At 60.0% G+C, this 6,684-nt stretch carries 7 protein-coding genes, 1 tRNA gene and 1 pseudogene; 4 read left to right on the top strand and 5 right to left on the bottom strand.

The genetic code is table 11. From position 1 onward, the window contains the following. Nucleotides 1-16: 16 nt before the first annotated feature. Nucleotides 17-93 (top strand) — tRNA-Met (locus FHX16_RS10660). A gap of 172 nt (nt 94-265) precedes the next feature. Beyond that, nucleotides 266-479: pseudogene (locus tag FHX16_RS10655) on the top strand (4-oxalocrotonate tautomerase family protein); the annotation flags it as partial. A gap of 52 nt (nt 480-531) precedes the next feature. On the opposite strand, the gene FHX16_RS10650 reads toward FHX16_RS10655, so the two are convergent. The 4 genes from FHX16_RS10650 to FHX16_RS10630 all read right to left on the bottom strand — a co-directional run bounded on the left by FHX16_RS10650 (nt 532) and on the right by FHX16_RS10630 (nt 3,740). Further along, entirely contained in the window at nt 532-1,200 is a 669-nt protein-coding gene (locus FHX16_RS10650) for a VOC family protein (protein ID WP_183861991.1), read from the bottom strand. Between the two features lie 328 nt (nt 1,201-1,528). Then, nucleotides 1,529-2,515, bottom strand: coding sequence for an enoyl-CoA hydratase/isomerase family protein (locus FHX16_RS10640; protein ID WP_183861989.1), 987 nt, complete (start codon nt 2,513-2,515; stop codon nt 1,529-1,531). A 35-nt stretch (nt 2,516-2,550) separates the two neighbouring features. Further along, entirely contained in the window at nt 2,551-3,021 is a 471-nt protein-coding gene (locus FHX16_RS10635; RefSeq protein ID WP_183861987.1) for a RidA family protein, read from the bottom strand. After that, on the bottom strand, nt 3,015-3,740 hold the full coding sequence (locus FHX16_RS10630; RefSeq protein ID WP_183861985.1) for an SDR family NAD(P)-dependent oxidoreductase: 726 nt from the start codon (nt 3,738-3,740) through the stop codon (nt 3,015-3,017). The genes FHX16_RS10635 and FHX16_RS10630 overlap by 7 nt, the downstream gene beginning before the upstream one ends. A gap of 274 nt (nt 3,741-4,014) precedes the next feature. Here FHX16_RS10630 and FHX16_RS10625 point away from each other — a divergent pair, with 274 nt between their 5' ends. Together FHX16_RS10625 and FHX16_RS10620 are read left to right on the top strand one after the other, a co-directional pair. Next, the gene (locus FHX16_RS10625) at nt 4,015-5,100 is read left to right on the top strand and encodes a nitronate monooxygenase family protein (protein WP_183861984.1); all 1,086 of its coding nucleotides are present in this window, start codon (nt 4,015-4,017) and stop codon (nt 5,098-5,100) included. 119 nt (nt 5,101-5,219) lie between these two features. Further along, nucleotides 5,220-5,690, top strand: coding sequence for a nuclear transport factor 2 family protein (locus FHX16_RS10620; RefSeq protein WP_259127654.1), 471 nt, complete (start codon nt 5,220-5,222; stop codon nt 5,688-5,690). A 270-nt stretch (nt 5,691-5,960) separates the two neighbouring features. Here FHX16_RS10620 and FHX16_RS10615 read toward each other — a convergent pair whose 3' ends face one another. Next, complete coding sequence (locus tag FHX16_RS10615; protein WP_183755355.1) at nt 5,961-6,611, bottom strand: response regulator transcription factor; 651 nt, start codon at nt 6,609-6,611, stop codon at nt 5,961-5,963. Nucleotides 6,612-6,684 lie beyond the last annotated feature (73 nt).

Here is a 6,684-nt window from a genome sequence, read left to right as displayed (position 1 = left end):
GAAGGAGTTGCGCTGGCGCGGGGTGGAGCAGCCCGGTAGCTCGTCAGGCTCATAACCTGAAGGCCGCAGGTTCAAATCCTGCCCCCGCAACCAAATCTTTAAATGGCAACGATCCGACCATAATTCCTGCGCGCAAACGTCAAGGCGTTAAGAAGATGCGTTTGCCCAACTTGGCGAGTTCAAGGTGTCGATCTCTCCGGAATCGATCTTCGCCATCAGAAGCACCGGTCGGCGCTTGGCTTCTGAGGGCAACGGGTACGAAACGATGCCTATTGTAAACGTGTATGTCACCCGCGAACGAACTGTGGCACTGCACCGGACCGCCAGTCGGTTACGGCGGAAGAGAAGGCCCGCATCATTGCGGGCGTCAGCCAGGTGCTGCTCGAGGTCCTCAACACGTCGCTGACCTACAGGGTGATCGAGGAAGTGGACCTCGATAACTGGGGATGGGGCGGCTGCCGACCGCGGAATATCGGAAGTTCGCCGCCGCCAAGGCACCTAGTCCGTTGGGGCGGCGCGCAGTTGATCATGTCATTCCGGAAGATCGGCCCCTGCTTGCTCGGCAAGCATGTATGCGGCGTACCAATCGGGCCAGTCATGGTCATGCTTGCCCCCGTTTCGCTTCTCATGCTCGCCATGGGCAGCCGCAGCGCGCCGAAGGGCTGCTGCCAGATCGCTGCCGGAGGCTAACGTCGCGCCGTTGGCCTCTATCCGACCCGGTAGCCTCGTCGTAATCTCCTGGAGGAGCCATCCGTTGCCGTCCGGGTCGCTAAAGGATGCGAACGATCCATAGCTGGCGCGCGAAGGGTGTGGGCCGGGCAGCCGTCCATCGGTGTTTTTGTGGTGAAAGACGCCACCGACGTCGTGGAAGACGTTGCTCATTTCAGCACCATGTGAGGCCAGTGCCGCGTGAGCCATCTCAATGTCTGATACGACAAGATGCAGCCCCTGAGCGGAGCCCGGCGCCGCGGATGTGACGTTCGATCCGAAGATCACCGAGCAGGGCGATCCCGGCGGCGTGACTTGAACGACGCGGAAGCCGTCCTTGCCGGGCACGTCGGCGTCGAGACGCCATCCAAGTCCGGTATAGAATGCCTTGGCGCGGTCGACGTCCGAAACTGGGATCACGACGACCTCCAGTTTCATGTCGACATTCTTCACTGTCTTTGTCGCACTCGTGCTACGCTCCTGAATATTCATCTTGTCATCCCTCGGTAAAATTGCTGCGGGGAACTTCCCGCGACGAGGCACACGATGCGCTCGCCTCGGGGGGATCGTCCATTATCCAATGGTGTCGCCAGAAGGGCAGTTTGGTGGCTCGGGTAGCTGCCTCGGTTGGATATGGTTCCGAGGCGGCGTTTAGCACCGCTTTCACGCGCGTCATGGGCGTATCGCCTCGACGTGGAAGGTCGGCTTGATCCCGGCGAGCAATCGGTGCGCGCTTCCTAATCATGTTCGCCCTGCTTTGTGCGCGGTCATTTGAGGTGTCCCTACTACCAGCCAAGGCCTGTACGAACACACGCTACATCTATTTGTCTGCCAAGGTTCCCGTGTAGTGACCAAGTCTGGCCTCGATATCAGGATTGGTCTGCAGACCCATATCCATCAGCTTGCCGATGTTCTTTTGTGCGACCGGGCGCTGTACGGACGTGATGAACGCGTCCCACCCGGCGCCGATCTCGGGGTCGGACGGCAGGCTTGCATAATCGACGAGACGTTTGGTGTCGGCAATCGCCTGGCGGTCGAAGCCGGAGATGCGAGTGGCAAGCGCGTCTACGAAGGGGTCAAGCCTGTCGTCGGGGAACGACCGGTTGACGTAACCGTACTCCTCGGCGAGATCGCCACTAATGTCGTCGGAGCCGAGCAGAACCTCAAGCGCTCGGCCCCGGCCCATAAGACGGGGAAGCCGGGCCATAGGACCACCACCGGGTACGAAGCCTGCGCCGACCTCCCATTGGGAAAGGATTGCCTTCTCTCGGCTCGCAAAGCGCATGTCGCTCGCCAGCGCAAGTTCGCTACCGACTCCCGTTGCGCGTCCGCGGATCAGTGCGATGGAAACCACCGGCGCCTTGCTGATGCGAACCAACATGTCCGGAAGCGGATGAAGTCCCGTCGTCCCTGACGGCAGGCTGGTGGATTCGGAAAGTGGGGGCGTGAAGTTGTAGTGGGTCAGGAAAAAGCCCGGCACCGCACTGTCGAAGACAACGACGCGCAGGTCGGGATCCGACTCGATCTCGGCGACGACCTTCTCCATCTGCGGAATGGTCTCCGGCCCGAAGATGTTGAACGGCGGGTTGTCGAAAGTCACCCGCCAGTACGCCGGGGTTCTTTTGTCGACCTTGATCTGCGTATGCTCGCTTGCAGGCTGAGCTTGCTCGCCCGCCGGACGGGTGGTTTTTTCGGCGACCGCCTGGCCGGAAAGCGCGAGAGCGGGCAGCATCAGAAGGGCGGTGGCCGTCAGAAATTTCAACGAGACAATGACGACGTTGTTCGGATTCGTTGGCTTGATCTTCATGAGTTACTCCATCGTTCAGATTGAAAGAGAAAGGTTTAGCGCTCGATCTCGAAAACGAGTTCGACTTCGACCGGCATGCCGAGCGGTATGCTGGCGACGCCGAGGACGATACGTGGCGGGACCCGATCCGCACCGAACACATCGAGCAGCAGTTCCGAGGCGCCGTCGGCGACCTTCGGATGTTCACGGAAATCTCCCGGCGTACCGATGTAGACGCCGAGCTTGGCGATGCGACGAATGCGATCCAGCGATCCGAGCTGCGCCTTGGCAGCGGCAAGGCCGCTGAGGCAGGCCGTCCGCGCCGCGTCATAACCTTCGAGGACAGACAATTCCTCGCCGACGCGCCCATAATAAGCCGGATCATGTCCGACCACTGGCAACATGCCGCTGAGGAACAAAAGGGTGTCGCACTGGACAGCTTCTACGTAGGCGCCGAAAGGGGTGGGCGGAGGAGGCAAGGCAATTGCCAATTCCTCCAGTCGCGCTTCTGGGCCGCGGGCTACCATTTGCCGAGATGTGCGCCGTTGTCGACGTGCAGCACCTCCCCGGTGATATTTGCGGACTCCGTCAGATAGACGACGCCGTCGACGATCTCCTGCACCGCGGTGATCGTTCCCATCGGCGACAGCGATTTCAAGAAGTCCTTCGGGTTGGACGCGTGCAGCGGCGTGTCGACGACGCCTGGCGACACCGCGTTGACGCGAATGTTGTCGGCGGCGAATTCCAGCGCGAGGCTTTTGGTGATCGCGTTGAGTCCACCTTTCGTGATCATCGGCAACGACGCCTTCACGCCCGCGATCGGGTGATCCGTAAGGGACGACGTAATGGTGACGATGCTTCCGCCAGACTTCTGGCGAAGCATCTGTCTGATCGCATGATTGGTGAAAAGGATGAAGCCTTCCACGTTGGTCGCGGAGAGCTGCCGGAAATCGTCAACTGTGTATTCCAGGAAGGGCTTTGTGAAGAAGATTCCCGCATTATTGATCAGGGCGTCGATAGATCCGAACCGCTCGACTGCCCGCTGTGCGACCCGTTCGGCGGTGTCTGGATCGCTGACGTCGCCGTCAACGAGTTCCAAGCGTTCAGCACGGTCGAAGAGTGCGGTCTCCCTAATGCGTCTCGAGGTTCCGACGACATTGTAGCCCTTGTCGAGGAAGGTCTTCACGATACCGGCACCGATCCCCTGCGAGGCGCCGGTTACCACGACGGTCTTTTGCACACTCATACATGCCTCCATTTTGACGCAAAAGCCGTTCGCCCCACCTCGAGGGCAGGTCGGCCTGTTTGGTAATTGATGTGTGGTGCCGGCCACGCCGGGACCCAAGGGGCTTACGCCCTGCGTTCTCCACAACCATCGCGCCGATTTCCTCGAGGCGCTATTGTACCAAGGTGTCCCCGATACTTTGGGATCGATGGTGCGCGTAGACACCAAGGTGCAATGGACCGCAACGAGCACCAGAGCTATGAGGGTCGGGCCAAGAATTGACGTGGAGTCCGACATGACGCGCTGGCCTGATCGCCGAATTCTCGACTTGCTCGGGATTGAAATCCCTATCATTCAAGCGCCCATGGCTGGCTCGACCACGAATGAGATGGTGGTCGCGGCTGCGCAAGCAGGGGGCCTGGGGTCACTGCCGAGCGCGCTGCTGAGCGTTGATCAGCTAAAGGGGGCCTTGACGAGTATCCGGAACTCGACGAAGGCGCCTTTGAACGTGAACTTCTTTGCGCATCACACGCCGCCCTTCGATCCAGCCGCGCAGATGCGATGGAGGGCGCTACTCGCGCCATACTACGTCGAGAGCGGCCTCGACCCGGCAGCACCGGTGGCGGGAGCTGGACGTGCGCCCTTCGACTCCGCTTTTTGCGAGGTGGTGGAGGAGTTCAAGCCGGGGATCGTGAGCTTTCACTTCGGGTTGCCGGAGAAGTCGTTGGTGCGGCGAGTGAAGGCGACCGGCGCGAAGATCATCTCTTCGGCCACAACTGTCTCCGAGGCCGTTTGGTTAGAAGAAAACGGCGTCGACGCTGTCGTAGCAATGGGTTTTGAAGCCGGTGGCCATCGCGGAAACTTCCTGACGCATGACATGTTCACGCAGGTTGGAACGATGGCGCTGGTTCCGCAGGTTGTTGACGCCGTGAACATCCCTGTCATCGCGGCAGGAGGCATTGCTGACGGGCGAGGCGTAGCGGCCGCCTTGATGCTCGGTGCCTCCGCGGTTCAGATCGGAACCGCGTACCTCTTTTGCCCCGAAGCAAAGATCCCTGCCGTCCATGCGCAAGCGCTCGGTGATGCGCGCGACGACAACACCGCGATCACCAACGTCTTCACCGGCAGGCCCGCCAGAAGCGTGGTCAATCGCATAATGCACGAGCTCGGGCCGCTCTCCGAAAGCGTCCCACCGTTTCCAACCGCAGCAGCCGCTCTCGTCGCACTCAAGGTGAAAGCGGAGGAGGCGGCCAGGAGCGACTTCACGAATCTTTGGTCAGGGCAGGCGGCGAAGCTCGCACCGAGGCTGTCCGCCGGCGATCTGACGCGGCGCTTGTACCAGGATGCTCTCAAAGTCATCGAAGGACGGACGCAAGCCTGAGCCTGGGAGTGTGTCGGATCGCGCTTTTGATAAGCAAGCCACGATCGAAATAGCACGCAGAAGGTTGGTCAGGTTTCTATTTCCCAACGGCCGCCTTTGAAGAAACGAAAGGATTGGCGATGGAACGGCGTCTCATTGAAATCAGTGGAGGCGAAACGAAGGCCAGTGACGGTAGTCCTCTCGACGCTCTGATAGAGTTTTATAGAGCCTTCAACAGCTGCGATATGGCCGGGCTGGCGTCGGTCTGGTTCGACGGGGAGGCTCCAAGCATGGACAATCCCATCGGCGGCATCCGCCGAGGGTGGCCTTCGATCTCCGAAGGCTACTCCAGGCTTTTCGAGGGCCAGGCTGAGGTCCACGTCACCTTTCACGACTTCACGAGCCAGGGCGGAGCTGATTGGCATCTCTTCGTCGGTCGCGAGCGAGGCCAATGCAAGACACCGCGCGAGACGATCGACGTCGCCTTTCGGACGACGCGGTGGTTTGTCCGAAAGGACGTCGCCTGGCGGCTGCTTCACCATCACGGATCGATCGAAGACCCAAAGATGCTTGCCGATTACCAACGGCTAATCTTTGGCGAACGCAAATGACCAAGGGGGCAGAGCTGGCGGTTATCGGCGCTGTCCGCCAGCCTGATATGCCCAATATCACTCGCATGATCGATTCCATACGATCGGCGCCCCACGCTCCAACGCAGAGAACGCCGTCTCCAGGCGCAGTGGAGACGGCCTTGGCGGATCGTGGGAGGGGGATCCGCGAGCTCCAAACGGCGGGAGGAACACTGGAGCGCTGGTTGCGAAAGCTTATTTCTCGGTGTCTCATCGGAGCCGGTGCAAATGGCGCCCCGGCTTGACCCGCGTTTAGTGTAACGGTGCAGCGGCAAGTTCGAGTTTGGCAGCCATGTTTACGAGCTCTGGCAACGATCGTGCCCGCATCTTCCTCATCACCTGCCCGCGGTGGGCCTTGATCGTGATTTCGCTGAGGCTCAGTTCATAGGCGACCTGCTTGTTGAGTAGCCCAGCCACCACGAACTGCATAACCTGGCGCTCGCGCACCGAGAGCGACCGATAACGCCGGTCGAGTTCATTGACCTTGATGGTTGATGCAATGGCGGCCTGTATCTCTTCGACAAGAGCAACCGTGTTCACCGGCTTCGACATAATTGTAAAATTGAACCGAGATGCCGTCATGGTCATGCCGTGATGGTCGTGGCTCGTTAGTAGAATTACCGGGCAATGCATCGCGTAAAAGCAGATGATCCGGGTGAGAGTTTGGACATCCAGATCGGGCAGATCAGCATCGAGGACGATGCACCCGAAGCTCGATACGCGCCGGGCGGAGAGAAATTCATCCGCTGATCCGAAAATTTCAGGTCGCCAGCCGCGCGACCGCAACGGCTCGGGCAAGATCTCGCCGATCTCATCATTGTTGCTCACGACGGATACGGACGGCGCGTCGGATGCTGATGTCTTGTTACTTTGGGATGTCTGAAGCAGACCGCCATTGTACATGCCATTCTCCTCCGGTTCAAAGAGAAATTCTCGTGGAAGTAGTGCCTGTGCCTGCAATGCGCTGCGAGCGCGA

Origin of the sequence: Rhizobium sp. BK661 (genome assembly GCF_024808825.1) — a bacterium.
GTDB lineage: Bacteria > Pseudomonadota > Alphaproteobacteria > Rhizobiales > Rhizobiaceae > Rhizobium.
Note: the sequence above shows the minus strand (reverse complement) of the source record. Positions and strands in the feature narration are given on the sequence as shown.

Bases quoted from the DNA above. Each gene is read 5' to 3' on its own strand.
- FHX16_RS10635 (WP_183861987.1), bottom strand. From the start codon at position 3,021: ATGGTAGCCCGCGGCCCAGAAGCGCGACTGGAGGAATTGGCAATTGCC.
- FHX16_RS10620 (WP_259127654.1), top strand. From the start codon at position 5,220: ATGGAACGGCGTCTCATTGAAATCAGTGGAGGCGAAACGAAGGCCAGT.
- FHX16_RS10640 (WP_183861989.1), bottom strand. From the start codon at position 2,515: ATGAAGATCAAGCCAACGAATCCGAACAACGTCGTCATTGTCTCGTTG.
- FHX16_RS10630 (WP_183861985.1), bottom strand. From the start codon at position 3,740: ATGAGTGTGCAAAAGACCGTCGTGGTAACCGGCGCCTCGCAGGGGATC.
- FHX16_RS10625 (WP_183861984.1), top strand. From the start codon at position 4,015: ATGACGCGCTGGCCTGATCGCCGAATTCTCGACTTGCTCGGGATTGAA.
- FHX16_RS10650 (WP_183861991.1), bottom strand. From the start codon at position 1,200: ATGAATATTCAGGAGCGTAGCACGAGTGCGACAAAGACAGTGAAGAAT.
- FHX16_RS10615 (WP_183755355.1), bottom strand. From the start codon at position 6,611: ATGTACAATGGCGGTCTGCTTCAGACATCCCAAAGTAACAAGACATCA.